Below are 23477 nucleotides of genomic sequence, written 5' to 3'. Positions count from 1 at the left end.
TACCGCCCTCGCGGGTCACGAAAAGGCCACAACCCCCATGACAAGAGCCACTTTCAGGGCCAATCGGTACCAATGGAACTTCTAAACCAGCCATTACGGACGATCACCCTGACCAAAGGCGCCCCCGACCCCGCACAGCACCAACCACCCGCTCACCGGTAGGACAGCACCGTGTGGGGCCCATCCGTGACGTCCCGGTCCACCTGCACCATCCCGCCCGCGGTCCACCACAGGTCCGAGGCCCGCGGCTGCCGGAGACCGAGCGGACGGCTCAACGGCCCGCCCTCACCCGTGGCGGCCTCCAACGAGTACAACTGCCACTCCCAGGCAGGACCGAACATGAAGCACTCACCGAACGACCCGTCACCGTCCAACATCAACAACAGCCTCCCCTCACGCACGTCGATCACCGACACCCCGGGATCACCGACGGCCGTCTCCCAGACCAGCTCCCCGGAGTCCAGATCGTGCGCGTGGACCTCGTTGGAACAACTGGGATTGTCGGTGCTCGTGTAGATCCGGCCGCCCTCCACCACGTACGGCCTCTCACCACCACCGACCGAGAACAGCCCACGGACGTCGAGCTCGTTCCGCAGACGCCCGTCGTCGTCGAAGGCCAGAACCGGCGCGCCCTCCCGACCGGCGTCAGCGTCCGGGTCATAGCCCTCACTGCCCGCCCCGCCCCTGTGCCCCAGATCGACACGGACGTGGATCGGATCGGCGGCGATCAGAAACGACCGCCCGACGGACTCCGTGCGGGGACCGGACCGGCCCCGGGCGAACTCGAAGGCGCTCACGTCCTCACCCGTCGCGGGCGCGACCACGTGCACGGTGACGGTGCCGTCGATTCCGCAGTCCCCCACGACGACGACCTCCGAGGAGCCGCGGACCAGCAGGTCAGCGACCGGGCATGCAGCCCCGCCGGACCCCAACGCACCACGCCGCCACAGCTCCTCGCCCGAGTCGGCGTCCAGCCCCACGAGCTCGCCGCCCACGCGCACCAGGACCTGCCCACCGGCCCGCGCGGCGTCGGAGCCGTACGAGAAGAGCAGTTCCGACTCCCCGTGGTCCCCGTCCGCCAGCGGACCGGCCCGCCAGACCTCCTCTCCGCTGTCGACGTCCACGAGCAGGACGGTGTCGCAGGATCGCCCACCCTCCTCCCCGCCCGGCCCCTCGGGCTCCTCGATGTCCCCTTCCAGGAGGACCAGGCCCACCCCGCCCCGGGTCTCCGCGCCCATCCCGCACACGGTCTCCGACGGCTCCAACCGCCACAGCTCCTCGCCGTCCCCGACGGCCGTGACCCCGTGCTCGGTTCCGTAGACCACGGACCCACCGGTCCACCACCCCCCGATGACCTCTCCCGACAGTCCCTCAACCTCCCACTGACGATCACCCCGAACCTCGGGGTGGAACACGATGTGTCCCTCACGGATCCCGCTGCGAAGGCTGGCGACCAGGACCAGCGCCAACACCACGCAGACGGGCACGACCAGGCACCCGACGAACCATCCCAGACAGCCCCTCCTCGGGTCGGCACCGGAACCGGCCATGATCACTCCCTGGGTCGCGCGCCACCCCGGCGGGGAGGCATCGAGGGATTCGACGCTCCCGAAGGGCCGGGCGTTCGCGAACACGCGAGAGGGAGGGGACCGGGGCGCTGGCCCAGGGTCACCACATGGCAGTGGGGGCGTACCGGGCAGACCCGGTACGCCCCCACTCTCGACTCAGGGAGTCACTCCGCCAGTTCGTGCTCCAGTTCCCGGGCGCGCTCCTCCCGGCGGGCGAACACGTTGTCGGCCATCTCGTTCATCTTCTTCAGCACCCGCTTGCGCTCACGCAGCGAGAGCCGGTCGACGTAGAGCTTGCCGTAGGTGTGGTCGGTCTCGTGCTGGAGGCACCGCGCGAAGTAGCCGCTGCCGCTGAGCACGACCTCGTTGCCGTCCCTGTCCAGCCCGCGCACCGTGGCGTGCTCGGCCCGACCCAGGTCCGCGTGCGGCCCGGGCACCGACAGGCACCCCTCGCTCTCCACCACCACGGGGTCGTCCAGGTCGCGCTCGTCCAGGACCGGGTTGATCACGTGTCCCACGTGCCGCACCCCGTCGTCGTCGGGGCAGTCGTAGACGAACAGGCGCAGGTCCACCCCGACCTGGTTCCCCGCCAGCCCCACGCCCTCGGCGGCGTACATCGTGACGAACATGTCGTCGATCAGCCGCGCCAGTTCGGCGCCGCCCAGCATGGAGGCGGGGACGTCGGCGTTGGCCCGGTGCAGGACCTCCTCACCGGTGACCGTGACCCTCAGGACACGGCCCCGGGCGGCCTCGGGGGCCAGCTCGGGAAAGTCCGAAACCTCCCGGCCCTGGACAACGGTTACGGGCACGGGCATGGACTGCTCCGACATGGTCCTTCTCTCAAGGCGGGCTCAAGGGGATACGGCGGTCACGACACCGCCAACCACGAAAAATAGCACGAACCGTAAGGTCACGCCGGTGGTGGAGCTCCGTCAGCGGAACCACGCGTTGCCCTGGATGAAGCACCGCGCCAGGTAGTCACGCAACGAGACGACCACCAGCCGCCTGCGGTCGCTCTCATGATCCCACACCACGATCCCCGGACCGTAGTCCGTGTGCACGTAGGCGAACTGCGGGCCCATGTCGGAGTCGCCGAAGAAGATCATCTCGTCGAAGGGCGCGTACAACTCCAGGTAGTCGGGCTCCTGGCGCATCGCCAGGTTGTCCTCCACCAGTCGGCGGGCACTCCACACCACCGCGTCCCCGTACTCGTTGGTCACCCCGTCGGTCTCCCTGAGCAGGGAGGCCAGTTCGAACGGCAGGGGCAGCATCAGGTGCTTCTCGACCTCGGCCAGGGTCACCTCGTCGGCCGGATCGCTCAGATCGGCCTCGGGATACATCTCCAGGATCAGTTCACGCCACACACCCACGATCATCACAGGTCGTGGCAAGACACGGGAAATCGTGGGCGGCGAGTTGCGCCGAAAATCCACCGAATCCCCACCCACATCCGCCACAAAACACCTCTCATCCCCCAAACCACCCACCCCGGGACCAGCAGGTCAACGCCTCGCGAGGCCCTGAACGAAACATCCAGCCGCGCGGCCTATGTCCCAAATGCCGATAAACGCCATGGATGTCACTTAGCGTGTGCACACCGCCACCAAACGCACATAATGAGGGTCATGAAACACACCACGCCACGGCTCCTCGCCACCCTCGCCCTCACCGCCACCGCCCTCCAGTCCCCCACACCCGCACTCGCCGCCGAACACCCCGGCCAGGCCCCCACCTACCCCGGCCACACCACCAGCCAGTACGTCCCCCTCACCAACGCCACCACCCACCACGCCCACCAGTCCGGCTGCACCGAAGCCAAGACCAAGACCCCCGGAGTCCGCGTCCTCTTCTTCGGCACCCAGGAGAAGAACAACCAACTCCGCGAACCCGGCACCAGCGCCGCCACCACCACACCCCGCACCCACACCGACAAGGCCCTCGAATACGCCCAACACTGGGCCCGCGGCTACGCCGAGTGCAACACCACCAACACCCCCACCCACCTCGCCCTCGGCATCAACAACAAGGACGACGGCGGCATCAACGGCACCACCGCCGGACGCCAGTGGGCCACCCTCGTCGACACCGCCCGCAAGGCCACCACACCCCACGTCACCCTCACCGCCGCCATCGACGCCGAACCCTCCTGGTCCACCCCCGCCTGGGCCCGCGACTGGATCAAGGCCTACACCGACGCCACCAGGACCCCCCTCTACGCCGCCAACTCCGCCGACGGCTGCCCCTCCACCACCGACGGAGCATGCAGCAACGGATGGACCCTCAAGGACGTCCACCTCGCCGCCGGAGGCAACCAACCCACCGTCGCCGTCATCCCCCAGATCTACCGAACCGACGGCATCCAGGCCCGCCAATGGGCCAACATCAGCCACTGGGGCCACACCAACACCGGCGACCCCCTCCGCTTCGCCGCCGCCATGTCCCAGAACACCGCCTGCGAACAGCGCACCTGCAACAACACCGACAACACCCCCCAACAGGCCTGGACCCAACTCAAGGACTCCCTCGACACCCGCGCCCACACCCGCGTCACCAACCTCGGCCCCGCCACCGACATGCGCTGGCCCTGACCACCCCACACACGACGACGGCCCGGGTTCACACGAACCCGGGCCGCACCCAACCCAACAGGGGAGCCACCACCCCCGCAACCACACCCACCCACACCCCAGAATAGAAACGGAAGGCGCCCACCACCCACCACCGGAGACACCACCATGGCCACCACCAGCCCCAGAACCGGGCCCCTCACCAACCTGGCCTACACACTCCTCCTCGTCTCCCACAACACCGCCGCCTTCCTCCTCACCCCCCTCGTCCTCGCCTCCTCCCTCCTCACCCTCATCTGGATCGGCCTCCCCTTCACCATCCTCACCGCCACCACCCTCCGCACCATCGCCAACGCACAACGCACCACCCTCACCCACCTCAACCCCCACCAACCCGTCCCCGCCACCTACCGCCCCATGCCCCCCACCGGAGTCCACGCCCGCGTCCGCGTCATCCTCACCGACCCCGCCACCTGGCGCGACATCCTCTGGCTCGCCTCAGCCCCCCTCCTCACCCTCCTCGCACTCCTCAGCTACACCCTCTACGCCCACGCCCTCTACCAAACCCTCTACGCCCTCATCCTCTGGCGCCACACCCCCGACATCTACGGCTTCATCACCCCCCACACCCCCACCGAAGCCCTCCTCATCCTCATCCCCGCCACACTCACCCTCCTCCTCGCCCACTTCCTCCACCCCCTCACCACCACCGCCCACCACAAACTCGCCCGCATCATCCTCGCCCCCTCCGAAAAAGCCCGACTCACCGCACGCGTCGCCCACCTCGCCACCAGCCGCGCCGACACCATCGACACCCAGGCCGCCGAGATCCGCCGCATCGAACGCGACCTCCACGACGGAGCCCAAGCCCGCCTCGTCGCCCTCGGCATGAACCTCGCCATGGCCGAACAGATCGTCGACACCAACCCCCACACCGCCAAACACATGCTCGCCGAAGCCCGCGAAACCACCCGACAGGCCCTCACCGAACTCCGCGACCTCGTCCGCGGCATCCACCCACCCGTCCTCGTCGAACGCGGACTCGACGGAGCAGTCCACGCCCTCGCCCTCACCCACCACCTCCCCATCACCGTCACCACCAACCTCCGCGGCCGCCCCGCCGACCCCGTCGAATCCGCCGCCTACTTCGCCATCGCCGAACTCCTCACCAACACCGCCAAACACGCCCACGCCACCCACGCCTGGGTCCACATCAACCACGGCCGCCAACGACTCGTCACCACCATCACCGACAACGGACAAGGAGGCGCCCAACCCACCCCCGAAAGCGGCCTCACCGGCATCGCGCACCGCCTCGACTCCTTCGATGGCACGATGAACATCACCAGCCCCCCCGGCGGCCCCACCATCGTCACCCTGGAGATCCCATGCGCGTTGTCATCGCAGAAGACCTTGCCCTCCTCCGCGACGGCCTGATCCGACTCCTCGAAGCCCACACCTTCACCGTCGTCGCCGCCGTCGACAACGGCCCCGACCTCCACACCGCCCTCATCGACCACAAACCCGACGTCGCCGTCGTCGACGTCCGCCTACCCCCCACCTTCACCGACGAAGGCCTCCAGGCCGCCATCTCCGCCCGCACACAGATCCCCGGCCTGCCCATCCTCGTCCTCTCCCAACACGTCGAACAGCTCTACGCCCGCGAACTCCTCTCCGACGACGGAGGCGGCGTCGGCTACCTCCTCAAGGACCGCGTCTTCGACATCAACCAGTTCATCGAGGCCATCCGCCGCGTCGCCGACGGCGGCACCGCCATGGACCCCGCCGTCATCTCCCAACTCCTCGCCCGCCAGGACCAGAGCGGCCCCCTCGCCCAACTCACCCCCCGCGAACGCGAAGTCCTCGCGGAAATGGCCGAAGGCCGCTCCAACTCCGCCATCGCCGGACGCCTCTACATCACCGAAAAAGCCATCAGCAAACACATCAACAACATCTTCACCAAACTCGACCTACCCCCCTCCTCCGACGACAGCCGCCGCGTCCTCGCCGTCCTCGCCTACCTCAACGGCCAATGAAAAAGGCCGCGGCCCCCACAGGGACCACGGCCACACACCCACCTCAACCACTACTCACGACGCACCCGGTACAACCCGTCGATCTCCTCCGAGAACGCACGCAACACGGCCTCACGCCGCAACTCCCCCGAAGGACGCACCAACCCCGACTGCACCGTGAACTCCTCAGCCAACACATGGAACGACCGCACCGCCAGATGCCGCGGCACACTCCGGTTGGCCTCATACACCAACCCCTGCACCTCCCGCAGCAGATCACGATCCCCCGCGATCTCCTCCGGCGCCATCGACAACGGCCGCCCGTTCACCAACCGCCAGTACTCCAACTGATCACGCACCAACGTCACCAGCGCACTCGCGAACGGCCGCCCCTCCACGATCACCAACACCTGACTGATCAACGGATGCGACCGCAACCGAGCCTCGAACCCCGCCACCACCTCGGCGTCCCGCGACCCGTCACCCACCGCCGCGAACTCACCCGTCCCAGAACCCGCCGACTCCACCCGAGCCCCCGGCTCCGCACCCCCCGAAGCCACCTCCAACTCACGCGTCGGCGCCTCCACCACCGGAAGCGAAGCCGTGGCCACCACCCCCGGCGCCACCACCTCCTCCTCCGGACCGGCCACCACCTCGATCACGTTCGCCCGAGGCACGAACCGCCCCGGAACCTCCGCCATCGACGCCTGCGGACGCGAACGACCCCGCACCCGGACGAACCCCTCACCGTCCTCCTCGGCCAGCACCCCCGTGGCCAACCAGCCCTCCCGGAACGCCGCCCGCGAACCCTCACCGTCCGCCCAGTACCCCAGGAAGACCGCACCACCGCGCACGAACAACTCACCCTCGCGCGACACCCACACCTCACGCCCCGGCATCGCCTGCCCCACCGTGCCCGTGACCCGCTCACCCGGCGCGTTCGCCACGAACACCCCGGCCGTCTCCGGCACACCGAACACCTGCATCACCGGCACACCCACACCGTTGAAGTAGCTGTCCAACCGATCCGACAACCCACCGCCCCAGCACACCGCCAGATGCACCCGGCCACCCAGCAGGTCCCGGATCTTCGAGAACGACCAGTCGTACATCGACCGCGACAACCGGCGCCAGGCACCCTTCTTCGGCGACTGGTCGAACGACACCGCCGCGTCCATCGCCGCGTTGAACGTCCCCACCGAGTCCCAGTCCGTGGAGTGCGCCGACGCACGCTCCGAACCGTGCACCCGCTCGAACAGGTCCGGTCGGCACACCAGCACCGTCGGCCGGAACCGCTCCAGCTCACGCCGCAACCGCCCCGGAGGCACCAGCCCCACCCGGACCCGGCCCACCACACACGCCACCAACGACGCCAACCCCGGCAGCTGCGACAGCGGCAGATCCAGCACCGCGCTCGCCCGCCCCGGAGCCAGCTCCGACAACCGTGGCCACATCCGGTCAACCAGGTCCGCCGCCGCCGACAGCAGCGCCCCATGGGAGAGCACCACACCCCGCGTCCGCAGCGACACCGTGCTCATCGGGTACAACACCACGGCGGCGTCGTCAGCGACCACCTCGTCGCGACGGAACCGCACCGCCGAGGCGTCCATGTACGTCCCCAGGCCCGCCACCACCGGCAGGCCCTCCTCGTACCGCCACACCCGACCCAGGTCGGGCAGCTCGCGCTGCAACCGCACCGCCGTCCGGTACTGGCGCTCACCCTGGACCACCATGGCCGCCGGACGCGTCTCACGCACCACGTGCGTCACACGCTTGGCGGACGCCGTCGTCGGCAGCGGCACCAACACCGCCCGCACCGACCACACGGCGAACGCGAAACGCGCCCAGTCCAGGTGTGAGTCGACCACCAACAGCACCCGGTCGCCCTCCGCGATACCGGCCGCCACCAGCCCCTTCGCCAGAGCCGTCACCTCGGTGGCGAACTCCCCGGCCGTCCGCCGCTCCCACTCCCAACCCTCCAGCACGGAGAACACGTGCGCGTGCGCGTCCGTGGTCGCCACCTCGTAGATCAGGTCACTCAAGCCGGAGTGTTCTCGAGCCAACGAACCGGGGGTCTCGCCCATACCCACTCATCCTCTGTCGCGTCAGTAGGCGGGCCCGACACGATCCCCACCCGCCTCAGTCGGGGAATTGTGCCCTACTGTGCCCATTTCCCCACCGAACGGCAACCTCGACGTCCGTCCGCAAATCACCCGAGACCTGGGCTCATCGGACCTTCACGCGCGCGGCCCAGACGTACGCCAACAACGACAGCACCGCCACGGAGGCCATCACCACGGCCATGCTGACCAACGAGGCCTCACCCGAAGGCGTCATCCCCGCCATCGCCGCGATCGCACCGCCCAGGGCGAACTGCATCGAACCCATCAGCGCGGAGGCCGTCCCGGCCACCGCCACCGGCTGCCCGTCCAGAGCCGTCACCGTCGCGTTCGGCATGATGAAACCGACGCTGAACATCATCAGCGCCAACAGCCCCGACACCATCCACAGCTCGGCCGCACCGGCCAACGCCAGCACCAACAGCGTCAGCACCGCCCCCAGGGCCAGCAACAGACCCATCAGCAGCCGCCGGGCCGTGTCCACACGACCCACCAGCAGACCGTTGCCCTGGGTGCCCGCCATCGACGCCAACGCGTTCACCGCGAACAACCACCCGTAGGTCTGCGGCGAGATCCCGAACTCGTTCTGCGACACGAACGAGAACGCCGACACGTAGGTGAACAGCATCCCGAAGCTCAGCCCCAGCGTCAGCACCGGACTCACGAACCGGGGGTTGCGCACCAACCCCCACACCGTCGTGGCCAGCTGACGCGGCCCCTGCGACCGCCGGGCCTCCGGCGGCAGACTCTCCGGCAGCCACAGCAGCACCAGCACGAAGCTCAGCGTCGACATCGCCGCCAGCACCCAGAAGCTCAGCTGCCACGGGCCCACCAACAACAGCTGCGCACCCACCAGCGGAGCGAGCAGCGGGGCCAGCATCATCACCAACGCCAGCCGGGAGAAGAACCGCACCGCGTCGTCACCCTGGAACATGTCGCGCACGATGGCCCGGGCCACCACGGCGCCGGCCGCCCCCGCCACGCCCTGGAGGAAGCGCAGCGCGATGAACACCGTCACGTTCGGCACGAACACACACAGCACCGACGTCACCGTGAACAGCGCGACACCCACCAGCAGCGGACCGCGTCGGCCCCAGGCGTCGCTCATCGGCCCGATGACCAGCTGACCCACGGCCATACCGATCATGATCGCCGTCAGGGTCAGCCCGATCTGCCCCTCCGTCGCCCCCAGTTCCCGGGTGATCTGCGGGAAGGCCGGAAGATACATGTCGGTCGCCAGCGGGCCGGTGGCGGTGAGCACACCGAGGACCAGCACCAGCAGCGCGATCGACTTGCGCGACCGCGGCGGACGGAGGGCGACCCCCTGTTCGGGGGCGGTGGAGGGGGACGTTGGGGACTGCACAGGCACTCCAGTTCGCAGACGGGCCGATCCGCGCACGGGCAGACGGCACCGCGACGGACCAGGGGTGGTTGGGAGCGTGTCCACAGGAATGGACCACTCCATACCAACACCGAAGGGGAGGATTTCTCTCCCCACCCAACCACCCCGAGGCCTGTGATGTCCCTTACGTCGGCGTTACGGTCATCTGCACCCCCCGCCGACCCGGGTCACCGCACCAACCGGTCCAGCAGCCTCTCCACCTCGGCCTCCGGGTCCTCCGTGAGTCCGCCGTGGATCGGCCCCGGCTGCACGATGGTGCTCCTGGGCGCGGTCAGCCACCGGAACCGCTGCCCCGGCCGCTCACGACCGGCCAGCCCCGCCTCGGCACCGCCCCGGCACATCACCTCCACCGCCGCGAGGGCCCGCCGCACACCGGCGACGTCCACACCCGCGTCCACGGCCAGCAGACGGGCCTCGTCCAGGTCCGAACGCGACGCCAGGAACGCCCGCTCCTGCGAGTACAGGATGACTCCGGCGTTCACGCACTCACCGCGGTCCAGACGCGGGATCACCCGCAGCAGCGCGTACTCGAACACCGCGCGTTCACGTTCCACACCCACCTGTCCGGTGGTCACCGTGGTGTACCGCTCGCTCACGAGGACACCTCCGGCAGCCAGGAACGGTCCGCCACACGGGCCACCAGGTGCTTCACGTACGCCTCTCGTACTTCCTCCGGCGAGCCGAACCCCGGCTCGTCCTCCAGCCATTCGTCGGGCACCAGGCCCACCACGCCGCGCAGCAGGTCCTCGTCCACGAGCGGGGCCAGGGCCGCGTCGGCCGCGGCGAGGTCGGGTGCGGCCCCCGACAGCACGTGGTCGGAGGCGTCGTAGGCCCGGCCGACGAACCGGTCGGCGTTGGCCCAGCTGTGGTGGAAGATCAGCGTCGCCCCGTGGTCGATCAGGTACGGCCGACCGTGCCACACCAGCATGTTCGGGTTGCGCCAGGACCGGTCCACGTTCCCGGTGAGGGCGTCGAACCACAGCACCCGTCCGGCGAACCCCGGATCGACCTCGAAGGTCAGCGGGTCGAAGCCCAGGGAACCGGGGAGGAAGTCCATCCCCAGGTTCAGCCCGCCGCTCGCCTTGAGGAGTTCCTGGACCTCCGGGTCGGGTTCACCGCGGGCGATGACCGCGTCGAACTCCACCTCGGCCAACTCCGGGACCGGCAGTCCCAGGGCCCGGCCGAGTTCGCCGGTGATGACCTCGGCCACGAGCGTCTTGCGCCCCTGACCGGCACCGATGAACTTGACCACGTACATTCCCAGGTCGTCGGCCTCGACCAACCCCGGGAGCGAACCTCCTTCGCGCAGCGGCAGCACGTACCGCGTCGCGATCACCTTTTTCAGCACGCTGGCCAGCATAGGCACCGGACCCGGCGACCGTGTTCACCGCGGGCCTCCCGGCACCGCCTCGGTCGGAGCGCTCAACCGGACGCAGTCGCGACCTTCGAGCGGACCCACCCGGACACCGACCGACCCTCTCGGGAGCTCTCCTAAACAGGGCTGAACACGTTCTAGATACCGACCCGTGGGCCCTCGACACGCGGCACGCCTCAGGAAGGGGGAGTTGGGAGGCGGGCGGCGTAGCCGCGCGAATTCGGTTTTTCGTAGGGCGGTTCGACAGAACAGCCGCGCCACCTTTACGACGTAGATTTATACAACGAACACCAGAGCCGCGCACCCCTCCGTGGAATCCCCACCGTCGGATCCTCCCGGCGCACCCCACCCCTGAGGACACTGAGCGGGTGGCGGGGCGCTCCGGCCCCACCACCGGGACCGCCTCGGACCCGCGCTCCCCCGGCCGCGTCAGAGGTTGTCCTCGGGCTCCTCCCCCCAGTCGCCCTCGCCCTCGTCCCCCGGTGCGGGGATGGTCGGCACCGGACTGGCCGGGTCCCCCTCCCCCTCCTCCGGGCCCGGCTCCGAACCGGGCTCCTCCGCCGGTTCGGACTGCTCCGCCTCGGGCTCGCTCGGGCCCGGCATCTCGGGTGGGGGGAACTGCATCATCCACAGGTACAGGGCGAAGACCAGCACCAGGAGCAACAACAGCAGGGCGCCCAGGCCGCCGATCAACCACCAGTTGGACTCGCCACGCGCCACCGGGCTGTCCCGGCGCCCCGCCCAGGGGGCCCAGCGCACCGCGGACCCGCCCCGCTCCCCCGCCCAGTGCGGCATCACCACCGGACCGCGCAGTACCAGGGGGCCGCCGCGCCCCGCCTCCTCCAGGAACCGGCCCGCCCCGGCGCCGCCCTCCACGTACGGGACCGCCACCCACAGGGCCGACCTCCCGCTCGTGCGGGCCGCCGCCACCCCCTCGCCGTCCCGCACCGCGCGCGCGAACCTCTCCCGGGTGGGTTCGTCGATCCCCGCCGCGTCGTTGAGCATCGCCACGCTCATGCGCTCGCCGGAGGCGTCGCGCCCCAGGTAGACCACGCCCAGACGTGACTCCTGCAGCCGCCCCAACAGCCGGTATCCGCCCAGCTGGCGCGGGTCGACGTCGTTCAGGCCCCTCGTGGGCGCCGTCATGTCACTTCCCCTCTCCGACACGTCGCGGTACGTCACCCTTCGTCCCGCCGTCCGTCCCGGTCCCAGTGTCGCGTTGTCTACCGGCTCGGGAGCACCTAAACAGGTAGTGTCGCCACAGGTGATCCACAACCTACTCCTTACCGGCGTCCACGCACGGGGGCGCCGAGTCCGGGAAGGACGGGACATGGCAGAAACCTCACCCGGGAACGGCCCCGCGTCCACGCCGGGGCCGGAGAGCGCTCCGGGCGAGCCGACCCGCCTGCTGCGCGCGGCGCTGCACGAGGTGTCCACGGTGATCGTGGGCCAGGAGCGGATGGTGGAGCGCTCCCTCATCGCGCTGGTCGCCCAGGGACACTGCCTCATCGAGGGGGTCCCCGGCATCGCCAAGACACTGGCCGTGTCCACGCTGGCCAAGGTCACCGGCGGCTCGTTCTCCCGCATCCAGTTCACCCCGGACCTGGTGCCCTCGGACATCGTCGGCACACGCATCTACCACCCGTCCACCGAGCGGTTCGACGTCGAGCTGGGGCCGGTCTTCGCCAACTTCGTGCTCGCGGACGAGATCAACCGCGCCCCGGCCAAGGTGCAGTCGGCGCTGCTGGAGGTCATGGCCGAGCGGCAGGTGTCCATCGGCGGCACCACCCATCCGCTGCCCGCCCCCTTCATCGTCATCGCCACGCAGAACCCGGTGGAGTCGGAGGGGGTCTATCCGCTGCCCGAGGCGCAGCGCGACCGCTTCCTGATGAAGGTCAACGTCCACCACCCCAAGGCGCACGAGGAGATGGAGATCCTGCGCCGGATGAGTTCGGCGCCGCCCACCGCCCACCAGGTGCTGGACCCGGTCACCCTGGGCGAGCTCCAGGCCGACGCCGAGCGCGTCCACGTGCACCAGCTGATCGCCGACTACGTCGTGCGCCTGGTCATGGCCACCCGGGAGCCGGAGAACCACCAGATGCCCGACCTGCGCCAGGCGCTGGAGGTGGGGGCGAGCCCGCGCGCGACCCTGGGGCTGGTCGCCGCGGCGCGGGCACTGGCCCTGCTGCGGGGGCGCGACTACGTGCTGCCGGACGACGTGCGGGTCCTGGCCCACGACGTCATCGCGCACCGTCTGGTGCTGACCTTCGACGCCCTGGCCGACGGGGTCACCCCCGACCAGGTGGTCGACCGCATCCTGTCCACCGTTCCCGCGCCGCGGGTGATCTGGGACGAGCCGCCCTCGGGTGAGACCGCCTCCTTCGCCACGCAGCGGTAGGAAGGGACCAGAGGTGATCGTGTGAACACTCCCGCCATCGGTTCCGACCCCCGGCTCAGGGCGGCGCTGCGCCGACTGGACCTGCGCATCGTGCAGCGGCTGGACGGTCTCCTGCACGGCGAGCACCTGGGACTGCGGCTGGGGCCGGGGTCCGAGGCGGCCGAGGCCCGGCTCTACCAGCCGGGCGAGGACGACGTGCGGCACATGGACTGGGCGGTGACCGCGCGGACGGACACCCCGCACGTGCGTGACGTGGTCGCGGACCGTGAGCTGGAGAGCTGGACGCTGCTGGACCTGTCTCCGAGCATGGACTTCGGTACCGGGTTGCGGTCCAAGCGCGACGTCGCGGTGGGCGCCCTGGTGGCGACCAACCTGCTCACGCAGCGGGTGGGTGACCGGTTCGGGGCGCACTTCCTGCACCAGGGGCGGATACGGCGCTGGCCCGCGAGGTCGGGCAAGGAGGCGCTGCTGTCGCTGTTGGCGACGGTCGCCGCCGCTCCGCAGGGGGACGTGCGCACGCCGGAGGAGGACCGGGCCACCCTGGCCGACGCCGTCACCGACCTGGTGCGGGCCCGGCGCAGGCGGGGCCTGCGCGTGGTGATCTCCGACTTCCTGGACACCCCGGCCTTCGGCGGGGAGGTGCCCTGGGAGCGGCCGCTGCGGCAGCTGGGTTCGCGGCACCAGGTACTGGTGGTGGAGGTGCTGGACCCCCGAGAGCTGGACGTGCCCGAGGTGGGGGACGTGGCCCTGCGTGATCCGACCACCGGACGGGTACGTGACGTGCGTCTGACCCGTGCCGTCCGTGAGCGCTACCATCGGGCCGCCATGGCGCAGCGGGAGGCGGTGCGCGGGGCGCTGCGCCGGTGCGGGGTGCACCACCTCGTGTTGCGCACGGACCGGGACTGGGTACTGGACACCGCGCGGTTCGTGATCCACCAGCGCCGGACCGCGCACCACATGGCCCGGCACACGCCGGGGGTGCCCAGGTGAGCGGCTCCGGCGGAGGCCGGTCCGGGCGCGGTGGCGTGGGCGCGGGAGGTTCCCGTGCCCGTACGGGCAGGGGGGACGTGGGGCGGTCATGACCTTTCTGGAGCCGCAGCGGCTGTGGTGGCTGCTGGTCCTGGTGCTGCTCGTGGGCGCGTACGTGTTCACCCAGCGCCAGCGTCGTGAGTACACGGTGCGCTTCACCAACCTGGAGCTGTTGGACCAGGTGGCGCCGCACCGGCCGGACGTGCGCAGGCACGTGCCCGCCGCGCTGTTCACGCTGGCGCTGGGGGTGCTGATCGCCGCGATGGCGGTGCCCGCGATGCCGGTGGAGGCCCCTCGGGAGCGGGCGACGATCATGGTGGCGGTGGACGTGTCGTTGTCGATGGCCGCCAACGACATCGAGCCGGACCGGTTGCACGCGGCCAAGGAGTCGGCCCGGGGCTTCGTGGAGACGCTGCCGGACCGCTTCAACGTGGGGTTGGTGTCGTTCTCCTCCACGGCGACGGTGGTGACGGCTCCCACGCAGGACCATGAGTCGGTGACGTCGTCGATCGAGAGCCTGCGGCTGGGACCGGGGACGGCGATCGGTGAGGGGGTGTTCGCCTCCCTGGAGGCGATCCGGACCTTCGACGAAGACGCTGAGGAGGACCCGCCGCCCGCGGCGATCGTCCTGCTCTCGGACGGTGAGAACACGAGTGGGCGCGACATCCTCCAGGCGTCGGCGGAGGCGGCCGAGGGGGAGGTGCCGGTGTCGACGATCGCCTTCGGCAGCGGGGCCGCGATGATCGAGATCGACGGGTACCAGGTGCCCGCCGACATCGACAAGGAGGCGCTCCAGGGGCTGGCCGAGGACACCGGGGGGCACTTCTACGAGGCCGAGAGCGAGACGGAGCTGGACGAGGTGTACGAGGACATCGGCTCGTCGCTCGGCACGGAGATGGTGCATGAGGAGATCGTCACTCGGTTCGTCATGGTGGCGATCGTCCTGGCGTTCGCGACGGCATTGACCTCGTTGCTGTGGTTCCAACGACTTCCCTGATCGGTGGCACCCCAATCTCGACTCCCAGTGTTGTTGGTCACATCCCTTTAGGTGGGGTTTATACCTTTTCCTGTTCGGCTACGGGTTAGCGTTGGCATGTTTTGTCATGACCACCCACTTCGAGGAACGATGCCGAACACACCCGCTCTCCCGGCCGCGATCTGTTTCGACCTGGATGACACACTCATCGACGACGTCGCCGCCTCGTCCGCGGGTCTGCGCACGGTCATGGAACGACTCGGCCACCCGGACTTCGGTTCGGCCCGCGCCCTATGGGACATCCAGACCGAGATCTCCTTCGGCGCCTACCTGCGCGGCGACCTGAGCCTCGACGAGCAGCGCCGCGAGCGCGTCCGCGCCCTCGCCCTCCAGGCCGGCCACTCCGACCTCGCGGACCAGCACTGCGACGAGCTCTACCGCATGTACCTGGACGGCCACCGCAGCGGCTGGCAGGTCTTCCCCGACACCTACGCGGTGCTGAACGCCCTGGGCTCCGCCGGCTACCGGCTGGCCGTGGTCACCAACGGCGTCGAGTCCCTCCAGCACGCCAAGCTCCAGGCCCTGGAACTCACCCCCTACTTCCACGCCGTGGTCTGCGCCGACACCGTGGGCGCGGGCAAGCCCGACCCCCGGATCTTCCACGCGGCCGCCCAGCGCCTGGGCGTGGAGCCCGGCTCCTGCTGGCACGTGGGCGACCAGATCCAGGCCGACGCCGTGGGCGCCGTCGCCTCGGGCATGCGCCCGGTCGTCGTGGACCGCCAGGCCCGCCAGCCCGTCGAGGGCGTCACCACCCTCCACGACCTGGACGGCCTCCTGCGCATGGTGGGGCTGCCCAGCAGCATGGTCGCGACGGGTCTCCTGTGACCTCGATCGACGACTGGATGGCCCGCCGGGTCACCGTCCACCTCATCACGTCCGGTCCCACGGGACCGGTCCTGGTCGGAGCACGTGTGCTCTTCGGTCAGGACCCCGAGGACGTGGCGCGCGGGCTGGCCGGCCTGCCCGAGCAGGCGCCGCTGGTGGCGCTGGACGTGCTCACCGAGACCGTGAGCCTGCCTCGGGGACGCGCCCTGCACGTGGACCGGATCGTCTTCTCCGAGCCCGACCTCGTCTCGGCCTGGCCCTCGGTCGTGCCCACCGAGGGGCTGACTCCCCCGGCGCCCGCGCTGGCCCCCGAGGAGGACCCCGCCCCGGAGGGATCGCTCCCCCGGATGCGCCGGTTCGCCTCCTACGGGATCGTCACCGACCCGGCCGGACGTGTCCTGCTCAGTCTGATCGCCGACGGCTTCCCCGCCGCCGGGACCTGGCACCTGCCGGGCGGCGGTGTGGACACCGGCGAGGACGTGCGCGCCGCGCTGCGGCGCGAGGTGCTCGAGGAGACCGGTCAGGCCGGTGTGGTGGGTGAGCTGATCACCGTGGCCAGCCACCGCCGGACGCGGAGCGCCGGGACCGACATCTACGCGGTCTGGGTGTTCTCGCACGTGCACGTGGCCGAGCCGACCGTGCCGCGGGTGGTCGAGGTGGAGGGTTCCACCGCCGACTGCGCCTGGTTCACCCCGACCGAGCTGACGGAGCTGCCGCTGTCCACCACGGCGCGGCGCGGCATGGAGTTCCTGGTCCGGCACCGTCGTCGCGGCTGAACGGAACCGTGCGGGCCGGGCCGGTAGCGGCCCGGCGCCCGCCGGGATCAGCCGGACGGCGTCCGGCGGGTCCGCTCCCTACTAGACGAGGACGTGGTGGCGCACCCACCACAGTCCCGCACCGAGCCCCAGGACCAGGACCCCGGTGCCGACCACCGGCAGGGGCAGGCTGGTCGCCAGGACCACGCACCCCACCAGGCCTCCGACCGGGGCGATCAGCGGCGGGCGGTTCTCGTCCGGGCCCAGACGCAGCGCCGAGGCGTTGGTGATGGCGTAGTAGACCAGCACGCCGAAGGCGGAGAAGGCGATCGCGCCGCTCAGGTCGGCCACGAGGATCAGGACGATCACCACGGCGGCCACCACGGCCTCGGCTCTGCGGGGCACCCCGTGGCGTTCGCTCACGGCGGCCAGAGAGCGCGGCAGGTGACCGTCCGAGGCCATCGCGGCGGTCGTGTGCGAGATCCCCATCAGCAGGGGGAGCAGGGCACCCAGGCTGGCCACGGCCGCACCGGCCACCACGAACGGTACGAGGATCGGGAACCCGGCGACCTGGACCGCGTCGGCCATGGGCGCGTGGCTGGTGGTGAGCTTCTCCCGGCCCAACACGATGAGCAGGCCGGTGCCGATCACCAGGTAGACGACCAGGACCGTGCCCAGGGAGAGAGAGATCGCCCGGGGGATGGTGGTGCGGGGGTCGCGGACCTGTCCGCCCAGGGTGGCGATGCGCGCGTACCCGGCGAAGGCGAAGAAGATCATCCCGGCCGCGCCCAGGACGCCGAAGGACCCGGGCCAGGGTCCGAGCCCGTCCACCTCCGCGACCGCGGCCAGGCGTCCGCTCATGAGCATCGCGACGAACACGGCCGCCAGGACGCCCAGCACGAGCAGGAGCAGCACCTTGATGACCAGGGTGGAGCGGCGCACGCCCCGGAGGTTCACCGCCGCCAGGACGACCACGGCGGCCACCGCGACCGGCTTCTGCCACTCAGGCAGTGTGTACGCGGCGAAGGTCATGGCCATGGCCGCGCAGGAGGCGATCTTGCCGACCACGAACGACCAGCCCGCCAGGTAGCCCCAGAGGTCGCCCAGGCGCTCGCGACCGTAGACGTAGGTGCCGCCGTTCTGGGGGTGCCGGGCGGCCAGGCGCGCGGAGGAGACCGCGTTGCAGTAGGCGACCAGCCCCGCGATGAGGATGGCGACGGGCAGCCAGGCCCCGGCGCCCAGCGCGGCGGGGGCGAACACCGTGAACACTCCGGCGCCGAGCATCGCGGCGGCGCCGATGGCGGCCGCGTCGACGGTTCCCAGCGTCCGGGCGGGTCTGGCCTGCGGTCCGGAAGAGGTGGCCAACGGGGTCTCCTTGGGTGGGTGTCTCCGGTCGTCGACCGGCGGACGCGCCCTGTCGGTGGAGGTCACGGCCCGGGGGCCGGGTCCTCTGGAAGCGGGACAAAGGTCGTGTCCGACTTCCGAGTGTGCCCGATACCGGTGACCGACGAGCGCGAACCCCCGGCACGGGGGTGGCCGGTTCCGGACCCCCGTGCCCTCTCACCCGGAGGAGGCGCTGGCGCGGGTCGGGGTCCCCGACCGTGGTCGGGGACCCCTGTGCGGCTGGGTTTCCTCGTCGTTACGGGCGGCCCCGGTCAGGTGGGACGCCAGGGCGAACCCGCGTTGTCGTTGATGTCCTCGGCCGCGACCTGCCTCAGCTGACGTGAGAGGTCTGACAGTGCCCGGGAGACGGCGAGCTCCTCCCCGATCTCCGGCACGTCCAGGTCGGTCGGGTGCTTGCGGGCCATCCCGTGGCCGCGCAGCGCAGTGCCGTCGTCAGCGACCAGGCCGACCTCGGCCCAGGTGCGCGCCGCCGCGCCCTCGCTCTCCTCGGCGACGACCACGTCGACGTTCCAGCGCTTCATCGTCTGCATGGCATTCGCTCCCTCTCCCCCGTCGGCGCCCGGGCCGGGCGGGTGTTCGATGTGGGCGTCGGGTCCCGGGTGGACCAGGGCCTGGTGCCCCGGTTCGGCACCGCTCCAGTGCACCTGGTAGGGCGGTGTCCCCTCCGAGCCCCGGACCCGTGTGACCACCCCCGTGCGACGGTGGGTGTCGGCGTTCGGGCTCTCGATGACCAGTCGGTCTCCTACCTCTGCTCGCATGGGTTCCCCCACAAACCTCGCTTGTCTCCATCATCGGTGCTGTTTCGGCTCTCAGCGGAGGGTTGGTTCTTTCGTTCCCGGTGGTATGCGAGGTTTTTGCCGTCCCGTCACCCGCTCCGTGCCTGGTAGCGTCACGGCGTGGCCCAGCACTACTTCGACTCCGATCCCGGCGCCGCCAGTCGGCCCTCCACCGCCGACCTGGTCCTGCCCGATCTCCACCTGCGCCTGCGCACCGACCGCGGCGTCTTCTCACCCGACAAGGTCGACCTCGGCACCCGGGTGCTGTTGGAGAGCGTGCCGCCGCCGCCCGCCGAGGGCCGTCTGCTCGACCTGGGCTGCGGGTACGGCCCCATCTCCCTGACGATGGCCTCGCGCGCCCCCGGGGCGCGGGTGCTGGGGGTGGACGTCAACTCCAGGGCCGTGGGTCTGGCCCGGCGCAACGCCGACGACCACGGGCTCGGCAACGCCTGGTTCGGCGTGGTCGCCCCCGAGGGCGGTCTGGCCGTGGAGCAGGGCGAGGGGCGCTCCCCCGCCGCCGAGGACCTGCTCGGCCCCTTCGACGCGATCTGGTCCAACCCGCCGATCCGCGTGGGCAAGGACGTGCTGCACGCGATGCTGCGCACCTGGCTGAACCGGCTCACCCCCGAGGGCGTCGCGCACCTGGTGGTCCAGCGCCACCTGGGTTCGGACTCCCTCCAGAAGTGGCTGGACGCCCAGGGGCTGCCCGCCGAGCGCGTGGCCTCCCGGGCCGGTTTCCGCGTCCTGGCCGTACGCCGCGCCGTGTAGCCCCGGCCCCGCCGTTCGGGCCGGAACCCCGTGGGCACCTACGGCCACGGACCCGGAACACGCCCGAAGTGCACTCTCTTTTCCGAACTTACCGGCATGTGTCCCAGGTCACGCGTGCGCGCGCGACCCCCGACCGGTAACCTGTACCGACCACGCCGGACCGCCCGGCCCACACCGCGAGGAACACACCGCAGTTGAGCACGCAGTTGCGTCCCACGGACGTCAAACGCCTGAACCGCCAGTGGCGCAGGCGCACCGAGGGGCGTCTGGCCCTTCTCGTCGAGTCGGTCACCCAGCCCTACAACCTGGGTTCGATCCTGCGCACCTGCGCGACCTTCGGCGTGGACCAGCTCTGGCTCACCGGTAACAGCGCGGACCCCGACGACCCCAAGGTCGGCAAGACCGCCCTGGGTACCGGCGCGAAGGTCCCGCACACCCGCCTGTCCGGCACGGCCGAGGCGCTGGCGGCCGCCCGCGCCGACGGTTACAAGGTCGTCGCCGTGGAGCTGGCCAAGGGCGCCGTGCCCCTGCACGCCGCGCCGTTGGAGCCCGACGTGTGCCTGGCCGTGGGCGCCGAGGACCACGGCTGCTCCCCCGCCCTGCTCTCGGGCGCGGACGCCGTCACCTACATCCCGCAGATCGGCCGGGTCGGATCGCTGAACGTGGCCGTGGCCACGGCGATCGCCCTGGCGGAGGCGCGACGCCGCGAGTGGGCCACCTTCGACGACGAGGCCAACGCGCCCGTCGGAAGCTGAGCCCCGGGGAATCTTTCCTCCCCGCTGGACGTCCCTCCTGTGAAACACAGACCACTCCATTCACACCCGACGCGCAAAGGCGCAGAGAGAGGAACAGTGGACCCGTCCCGAAGTACCAGCAGCATCCCCAAGGGATGCTGTGACCCAGACTCCGACGAGCCCCCTTCTGTGAAGGGCGCGCACCTTCGTAGGACCCCTGCCCACGGGCGGACCCAGGCGGTGTGTGCCCGATGATCAGCACCGTTCTCAGCATCGCCTTCGGTGCCCTGGTGGTCTTCCTGATCACCGTGGCGACGGGTTACTTCGTCGCCCAGGAGTTCGGTTACATGGCCGTGGACCGTTCGCGACTCAAGTCGCGGGCCGCGGCCGGTGACGCCGGCGCGAAACGCGCCCTGGCCATCACCAACCGAACGTCGTTCATGCTCTCCGGTGCCCAGCTGGGCATCACCGTCACCACCCTTCTGGTCGGCTACGTCGCCGAACCGATGATCGGACAGGGTGTCGGGGAGCTTCTCGGTGGCGCGGGCGTGCCGGTCGGTACCGGCCTCGCGATCGGCCTCGTCCTGGCCCTGTTGTTCTCCACCGTCGTCCAGATGGTGTTCGGTGAGCTCTTCGCCAAGAACCTGGCCATCGCCCATCCCGAACCGGTGGCCCGCTGGCTGGCCCTGTCCACGGGGATCTACCTGAAGATCTTCGGACCGGTGATCTGGCTGTTCGACCAGGCGGCGATCTGGTTGCTCAAGCTGGTGAACATCACCCCGGTGGAGGACGTCCAGCACGCGGCGACCCCGCGCGACCTGGAACGCATCATCGCCGAGTCCCGTGAGACCGGCGACCTCCCGGCCGAGGTGTCCACCCTGTTGGACCGCACCCTCGACTTCCACGACCGCACCGCCGGGCACGCGATGATCCCGCGTCCCGAGGTGACCACCGTGGAGGAGGGCGACCCGGTCAGCCGGGTCGTGGAGCTGATGGCCTCCGACCACTCCCGTTTCCCGGTCCTGGGTGAGGGCGTGGACGACATCGTGGGCGTGATCTGCCTGCGCGACGTGCTCGCGCTGGGAGACCGCGACCTGTCCGGTGTCCGGGTCAGCGAGGTGGCGCGGGCGACCGTCATGGTCCCCGCCTCGCTTCCGCTGCCGGGCGTGCTGGACCAGCTGCGCGAGGCGGGCGAGGAGTTCGCCTGCGTGGTGGACGAGTACGGCGGCCTGGCCGGGGTGATCACCACCGAGGACCTGGCCGAGGAGCTGGTCGGTGAGATCGCCGACGAGCACACCCCGGAGGAGGAGGCCCCGGCCCACCTCGACGGGGAGAACGGCTACATCGTTCCGGGCGCGCTGCACATCGACGAGGTCGAGCGGCTGATCGGACACGACCTGCCCGAGGGTGACTACGAGACCATAGGCGGTCTGGTCATCCACGAACTCCACCGGCTGCCACAGGTCGGCGACCGGGTGGAGCTGCCGCTGCCCCGGCCCTCCAGCGCCCATGACGGCGATCCCGACATGGCGCTGACGCTGACCGTGAACGCGGTCCAGCGGCACGTTCCCAACACGGTGGAGCTGAGACTGCGTGAGGTCGTCGAGGACGGTGCACGGGAGGTGCGGGCATGAGTGACATGAACGTGTGGTGGGCCATGGCGCTGACCGTGGTCTTCATCGCGCTGAGCGGCTTCTTCGTGGCGATCGAGTTCGCCCTGGTGGCGGCGCGCCGCTACCGGCTGGAGGAGGCCGCGCACACCAGCGCCTCGGCGCGCGCGGCGCTCAAGAGCGCCCGTGACCTGTCGTTGCTGCTGGCCGGTTCGCAGCTGGGGATCACCCTGGCCACCCTGGCCCTGGGCGCGATCTCCAAGCCCGCGTTCCACCACATGCTGGAGCCGTTGTTCGACGGTCTGCCGGACTCGGTGGGATACGTGCTCTCGTTCACGTTCTCGCTGATCATCGTGACGTTCCTGCACCTGGTGATCGGTGAGATGGCGCCGAAGTCCTGGGCGATCTCGCACCCGGAGAAGTCCGCGACGATGCTGGCGATCCCGATGCGGGCGTTCATGTGGCTGACCCGCCCGCTGATCGTGATGCTCAACGGCATGGCCAACTGGGTGCTGCACCGTTTCGGTGTGCAGGCGGTGGACGAGCTGGTGAGCGGGCACAACCCGGAGGACGTGCGCGAGCTGGTGGAGCACTCCGCCAAGGCGGGTGCCCTGGACTCCGAGCGCCGGGACCAGCTGGCCACGGCCCTGGAGGTCAACTCCCAGCCGTTGGACGAGCACTTCACCCCGCGCGAGGACATCGCCTGGGTGGCGCCGGACGCCGGTGTGGAGGAGGTCAAGCGGGTCTCCCGCGAGTCCACGCACCTGCGGCTGGTGGTGATGGAGTCGGGCGAACCGGTCGGTGTGCTGCACGTGCGTGAGGCGCTGACCAGTCCGGCCGGGACCACCGCCGCCGACCTCATGCGCCCGGTGCTGACGTTGTCGGTGGGCACGCCGATGTACGCGGCGATGGGCATCATGCGGGACAGCCGCAGCCACCTGGCGCTCGTCGAGGACGAGGGTGAGCTGGTGGGTCTGGTGACCCTCCAGGACATCCTGGACCGGTTGCTGCTGCTGGACACGGCGGCCTAGGCCGGGAACGGCGGCGAACACGGCGGGGGCCGGTCACGTACGTGACCGGCCCCCGCTTCGTGTG

Annotated in this window: 22 protein-coding genes; 12 read left to right on the top strand and 10 right to left on the bottom strand. The window is 70.4% G+C overall.

Translation table 11 applies throughout. The features are described 5' to 3' along the window. Positions 1 to 152: 152 nt before the first annotated feature. The 3 genes from AC0VYM_RS15635 to AC0VYM_RS15625 all read right to left on the bottom strand — a co-directional run bounded on the left by AC0VYM_RS15635 (position 153) and on the right by AC0VYM_RS15625 (position 2944). Positions 153 to 1550 carry an outer membrane protein assembly factor BamB family protein gene (locus AC0VYM_RS15635; protein WP_475452736.1) on the bottom strand — a complete coding sequence of 466 codons (1398 nt, stop codon included), beginning with the start codon at positions 1548 to 1550 and terminating at the stop codon, positions 153 to 155. A gap of 182 nt (positions 1551 to 1732) precedes the next feature. Then, complete coding sequence (gene def / locus AC0VYM_RS15630) at positions 1733 to 2398, bottom strand: peptide deformylase (RefSeq protein WP_475452734.1); 666 nt, start codon at positions 2396 to 2398, stop codon at positions 1733 to 1735. Positions 2399 to 2500: 102 nt separating this feature from the next. After that, a complete protein-coding gene (locus AC0VYM_RS15625; protein ID WP_049579761.1) occupies positions 2501 to 2944 on the bottom strand; it encodes an SMI1/KNR4 family protein in 444 nt (147 codons plus the stop codon). A gap of 249 nt (positions 2945 to 3193) precedes the next feature. On the opposite strand from AC0VYM_RS15625, the gene AC0VYM_RS15620 reads away from it, so the two are divergent. From AC0VYM_RS15620 to AC0VYM_RS15610, 3 genes are all read left to right on the top strand, one after another. After that, positions 3194 to 4156 carry a hypothetical protein gene (locus AC0VYM_RS15620; RefSeq protein WP_475452732.1) on the top strand — a complete coding sequence of 321 codons (963 nt, stop codon included), beginning with the start codon at positions 3194 to 3196 and terminating at the stop codon, positions 4154 to 4156. 147 nt (positions 4157 to 4303) lie between these two features. After that, positions 4304 to 5572 carry a sensor histidine kinase gene (locus tag AC0VYM_RS15615; protein ID WP_475452730.1) on the top strand — a complete coding sequence of 423 codons (1269 nt, stop codon included), beginning with the start codon at positions 4304 to 4306 and terminating at the stop codon, positions 5570 to 5572. Continuing rightward, positions 5524 to 6171 (top strand): LuxR C-terminal-related transcriptional regulator, encoded by a 648-nt coding sequence (locus AC0VYM_RS15610; protein ID WP_475452728.1) that lies wholly within the window; start codon positions 5524 to 5526, stop codon positions 6169 to 6171. The genes AC0VYM_RS15615 and AC0VYM_RS15610 overlap by 49 nt, the downstream gene beginning before the upstream one ends. 50 nt (positions 6172 to 6221) lie before the next feature. On the opposite strand, the gene AC0VYM_RS15605 is transcribed toward AC0VYM_RS15610, so the two are convergent. The 5 genes from AC0VYM_RS15605 to AC0VYM_RS15585 all read right to left on the bottom strand — a co-directional run bounded on the left by AC0VYM_RS15605 (position 6222) and on the right by AC0VYM_RS15585 (position 12193). After that, positions 6222 to 8234 carry an AMP-binding protein gene (locus tag AC0VYM_RS15605; protein ID WP_475452726.1) on the bottom strand — a complete coding sequence of 671 codons (2013 nt, stop codon included), beginning with the start codon at positions 8232 to 8234 and terminating at the stop codon, positions 6222 to 6224. A 142-nt stretch (positions 8235 to 8376) separates the two neighbouring features. Continuing rightward, positions 8377 to 9633 carry a multidrug effflux MFS transporter gene (locus AC0VYM_RS15600; RefSeq protein WP_475452724.1) on the bottom strand — a complete coding sequence of 419 codons (1257 nt, stop codon included), beginning with the start codon at positions 9631 to 9633 and terminating at the stop codon, positions 8377 to 8379. Between the two features lie 206 nt (positions 9634 to 9839). Further along, positions 9840 to 10268, bottom strand: a complete 429-nt coding sequence (locus AC0VYM_RS15595) for a DUF3037 domain-containing protein (RefSeq protein WP_352387824.1) — start codon at positions 10266 to 10268, stop codon at positions 9840 to 9842. Then, positions 10265 to 11032 (bottom strand): HipA family kinase, encoded by a 768-nt coding sequence (locus tag AC0VYM_RS15590; protein WP_475452722.1) that lies wholly within the window; start codon positions 11030 to 11032, stop codon positions 10265 to 10267. The genes AC0VYM_RS15595 and AC0VYM_RS15590 overlap by 4 nt, the downstream gene beginning before the upstream one ends. 444 nt (positions 11033 to 11476) lie before the next feature. After that, complete coding sequence (locus AC0VYM_RS15585; RefSeq protein ID WP_475452720.1) at positions 11477 to 12193, bottom strand: hypothetical protein; 717 nt, start codon at positions 12191 to 12193, stop codon at positions 11477 to 11479. 184 nt (positions 12194 to 12377) lie between these two features. Between AC0VYM_RS15585 and AC0VYM_RS15580 the strand changes: the two genes are divergently transcribed. The 5 genes from AC0VYM_RS15580 (at position 12378) to AC0VYM_RS15560 (ending at position 17111) form a co-directional block, all read left to right on the top strand. Further along, positions 12378 to 13445 carry an AAA family ATPase gene (locus AC0VYM_RS15580; RefSeq protein ID WP_475452718.1) on the top strand — a complete coding sequence of 356 codons (1068 nt, stop codon included), beginning with the start codon at positions 12378 to 12380 and terminating at the stop codon, positions 13443 to 13445. A 21-nt stretch (positions 13446 to 13466) separates the two neighbouring features. Then, positions 13467 to 14435: a DUF58 domain-containing protein gene (locus AC0VYM_RS15575; RefSeq protein ID WP_475452716.1), complete on the top strand. Its 969-nt coding sequence runs from the start codon at positions 13467 to 13469 to the stop codon at positions 14433 to 14435. An 88-nt stretch (positions 14436 to 14523) separates the two neighbouring features. After that, the gene (locus tag AC0VYM_RS15570; RefSeq protein WP_475452714.1) at positions 14524 to 15471 is read left to right on the top strand and encodes a VWA domain-containing protein; all 948 of its coding nucleotides are present in this window, start codon (positions 14524 to 14526) and stop codon (positions 15469 to 15471) included. A gap of 129 nt (positions 15472 to 15600) precedes the next feature. Then, the gene (locus tag AC0VYM_RS15565) at positions 15601 to 16335 is read left to right on the top strand and encodes an HAD family hydrolase (protein WP_475452712.1); all 735 of its coding nucleotides are present in this window, start codon (positions 15601 to 15603) and stop codon (positions 16333 to 16335) included. Then, the gene (locus tag AC0VYM_RS15560; RefSeq protein WP_475452709.1) at positions 16332 to 17111 is read left to right on the top strand and encodes an NUDIX hydrolase; all 780 of its coding nucleotides are present in this window, start codon (positions 16332 to 16334) and stop codon (positions 17109 to 17111) included. The genes AC0VYM_RS15565 and AC0VYM_RS15560 overlap by 4 nt, the downstream gene beginning before the upstream one ends. A gap of 81 nt (positions 17112 to 17192) precedes the next feature. On the opposite strand, the gene AC0VYM_RS15555 is transcribed toward AC0VYM_RS15560, so the two are convergent. Together AC0VYM_RS15555 and AC0VYM_RS15550 are read right to left on the bottom strand one after the other, a co-directional pair. Next, on the bottom strand, positions 17193 to 18455 hold the full coding sequence (locus tag AC0VYM_RS15555) for an APC family permease (RefSeq protein WP_475452707.1): 1263 nt from the start codon (positions 18453 to 18455) through the stop codon (positions 17193 to 17195). A 290-nt stretch (positions 18456 to 18745) separates the two neighbouring features. After that, positions 18746 to 19252, bottom strand: coding sequence for a dsRBD fold-containing protein (locus tag AC0VYM_RS15550; RefSeq protein ID WP_475452705.1), 507 nt, complete (start codon positions 19250 to 19252; stop codon positions 18746 to 18748). A gap of 138 nt (positions 19253 to 19390) precedes the next feature. Between AC0VYM_RS15550 and AC0VYM_RS15545 the strand changes: the two genes are divergently transcribed. The 4 genes from AC0VYM_RS15545 to AC0VYM_RS15530 all read left to right on the top strand — a co-directional run bounded on the left by AC0VYM_RS15545 (position 19391) and on the right by AC0VYM_RS15530 (position 23413). After that, a complete protein-coding gene (locus AC0VYM_RS15545) occupies positions 19391 to 20038 on the top strand; it encodes a class I SAM-dependent methyltransferase (RefSeq protein ID WP_475452703.1) in 648 nt (215 codons plus the stop codon). A gap of 194 nt (positions 20039 to 20232) precedes the next feature. Continuing rightward, entirely contained in the window at positions 20233 to 20793 is a 561-nt protein-coding gene (locus AC0VYM_RS15540) for a TrmH family RNA methyltransferase (protein ID WP_475452701.1), read from the top strand. Between the two features lie 230 nt (positions 20794 to 21023). Beyond that, on the top strand, positions 21024 to 22406 hold the full coding sequence (locus tag AC0VYM_RS15535; protein WP_475452699.1) for a hemolysin family protein: 1383 nt from the start codon (positions 21024 to 21026) through the stop codon (positions 22404 to 22406). Next, a complete protein-coding gene (locus tag AC0VYM_RS15530) occupies positions 22403 to 23413 on the top strand; it encodes a hemolysin family protein (protein WP_475452697.1) in 1011 nt (336 codons plus the stop codon). The genes AC0VYM_RS15535 and AC0VYM_RS15530 overlap by 4 nt, the downstream gene beginning before the upstream one ends. The last annotated feature ends 64 nt before the right edge of the window (positions 23414 to 23477 follow it).

The sequence above is a fragment of the Nocardiopsis sp. iso_237 genome (genome assembly GCF_056173345.1).
Note: the sequence above shows the minus strand (reverse complement) of the source record. Positions and strands in the feature narration are given on the sequence as shown.

Coding starts and splice junctions, on each gene's coding strand:
- AC0VYM_RS15635 (WP_475452736.1), bottom strand. CDS start 1,550: ATGGCCGGTTCCGGTGCCGACCCGAGGAGGGGCTGTCTGGGATGGTTC.
- def (WP_475452734.1), bottom strand. CDS start 2,398: ATGTCGGAGCAGTCCATGCCCGTGCCCGTAACCGTTGTCCAGGGCCGG.
- AC0VYM_RS15625 (WP_049579761.1), bottom strand. CDS start 2,944: ATGATCGTGGGTGTGTGGCGTGAACTGATCCTGGAGATGTATCCCGAG.
- AC0VYM_RS15620 (WP_475452732.1), top strand. CDS start 3,194: ATGAAACACACCACGCCACGGCTCCTCGCCACCCTCGCCCTCACCGCC.
- AC0VYM_RS15615 (WP_475452730.1), top strand. CDS start 4,304: ATGGCCACCACCAGCCCCAGAACCGGGCCCCTCACCAACCTGGCCTAC.
- AC0VYM_RS15610 (WP_475452728.1), top strand. CDS start 5,524: ATGCGCGTTGTCATCGCAGAAGACCTTGCCCTCCTCCGCGACGGCCTG.
- AC0VYM_RS15605 (WP_475452726.1), bottom strand. CDS start 8,234: ATGGGCGAGACCCCCGGTTCGTTGGCTCGAGAACACTCCGGCTTGAGT.
- AC0VYM_RS15590 (WP_475452722.1), bottom strand. CDS start 11,032: ATGCTGGCCAGCGTGCTGAAAAAGGTGATCGCGACGCGGTACGTGCTG.
- AC0VYM_RS15585 (WP_475452720.1), bottom strand. CDS start 12,193: ATGACGGCGCCCACGAGGGGCCTGAACGACGTCGACCCGCGCCAGCTG.
- AC0VYM_RS15580 (WP_475452718.1), top strand. CDS start 12,378: ATGGCAGAAACCTCACCCGGGAACGGCCCCGCGTCCACGCCGGGGCCG.
- AC0VYM_RS15570 (WP_475452714.1), top strand. CDS start 14,524: ATGACCTTTCTGGAGCCGCAGCGGCTGTGGTGGCTGCTGGTCCTGGTG.
- AC0VYM_RS15565 (WP_475452712.1), top strand. CDS start 15,601: ATGCCGAACACACCCGCTCTCCCGGCCGCGATCTGTTTCGACCTGGAT.
- AC0VYM_RS15550 (WP_475452705.1), bottom strand. CDS start 19,252: ATGCGAGCAGAGGTAGGAGACCGACTGGTCATCGAGAGCCCGAACGCC.
- AC0VYM_RS15535 (WP_475452699.1), top strand. CDS start 21,024: ATGATCAGCACCGTTCTCAGCATCGCCTTCGGTGCCCTGGTGGTCTTC.
- AC0VYM_RS15530 (WP_475452697.1), top strand. CDS start 22,403: ATGAGTGACATGAACGTGTGGTGGGCCATGGCGCTGACCGTGGTCTTC.